Source organism: Campylobacter sp. 2018MI13, assembly GCF_018501135.1.
GTDB lineage: Bacteria > Campylobacterota > Campylobacteria > Campylobacterales > Campylobacteraceae > Campylobacter_E.
Genome location: NZ_JAHCZC010000149.1, coordinates 1 through 1,282, shown reverse-complemented (window position 1 = coordinate 1,282; position 1,282 = coordinate 1). Strand labels below are relative to the sequence as shown.

General features: G+C 24.7%; 2 protein-coding genes. Both read left to right on the top strand.

Annotated features, from left to right (window positions below; translation table 11 throughout):
* The first annotated feature begins 221 nt into the window (after positions 1-221).
* Positions 222-833, top strand: coding sequence for an urease accessory protein UreG (gene ureG, locus KJQ99_RS09385; RefSeq protein WP_214118767.1), 612 nt, complete (start codon positions 222-224; stop codon positions 831-833).
* Positions 830-1,282, top strand: a 453-nt coding sequence (locus KJQ99_RS09380; protein ID WP_214150664.1) for an urease accessory protein UreD, incomplete at its 3' end; no start/stop codon positions are given. The genes ureG and KJQ99_RS09380, both read left to right, overlap by 4 nt.

The window sequence follows — 1,282 nt, the reverse complement described above, 5'->3', positions numbered from 1 at the left end:
TATAAATAATTTATTGTTTTTTTTTTTTTTTTATTTAAATTTATGCAAAATTTATACAAAATATGAAAATTATTTATAAAAATTAAATAATATATAATTATTATAAATAAATAATTAATAATAAAATTATATAAACTTTTTAAATTTTAAATAATTCAGCAATTTTTAAGCTTGATAAAACTAAACTAAAAGCTACAATTAATTTTTTTTAAAGGATTGTTATGAAAAAACCTGTCATTATAGGTGTAGGTGGTCCTGTTGGAGCTGGTAAAACTCTTTTAATAGAAAGATTAGTAAGAGTTATGAGTAAAGATTATGAAATAGGTGTTGTAACAAATGATATTTATACAAAAGAAGATGCCTTATTTTTAGCGAAAAACAGCGTTTTACCACCAGAAAGAATTATAGGTGTAGAAACTGGTGGGTGTCCGCACACTGCGATTAGAGAAGATGCTTCAATGAATGAAGCTGCATTAAATGAATTACAAAAGAAATTTAATTTAGATTTACTTTTTTTAGAAAGTGGTGGGGATAATTTAGCTGCTACTTTTAGTCCTGATTTAGTTAATTTTAGTATTTATGTAATTGATGTGGCACAAGGTGAAAAAATCCCACGCAAAGCAGGTGCTGGAATGATTAAATCTGATTTATTTATAATTAATAAAACCGATTTAGCTCCTTATGTTGGTGCAAATCTTGATATTATGAAAAGCGATACTTTACATTTTAGAAAAAATAAAGACTTTTTCTTTACAAATCTTAAAAAAGATGAAGGTTTGTCTGATGTTATTAATTGGATTGAGAAAAATTGTCTTCTTAAAGGCTTAGAGTGAGCTTATTAAAAATAACACTTGAAAATAACCATTTAAAAGAGCATTACCAACAAGGTATGCAAAGGTTAATTCAAGTTCCAACTAGATTTGGAGAAGATAGCGAAAATGAAGATTTTTTTGCTTATCTTAGCACTTTAGGTGGTGGTTTTGTAAATCAAGATAATTACGCTCAAAGCTTTAAATTATTTAATTCTAAGGCTACTTTAAGTTCTCAATCAAATCAAAAAATATATAAAGGCACTTCTAGTTTAAAAACAAATATAGAACTTGATAATAATTCTATTTTAGTTTTTCATAATGATGCTAATATTTTTTATCAGAATTCAAATTTTTCAAGCAAAACTACTATTTTTATGAATGATAATTCAAGATTATTTTATTTAGATGGTGGATTTTTAGGTTATGCAAATTCGCAATTTAAAGCAAAATTATCTTTAAGAATATTTATC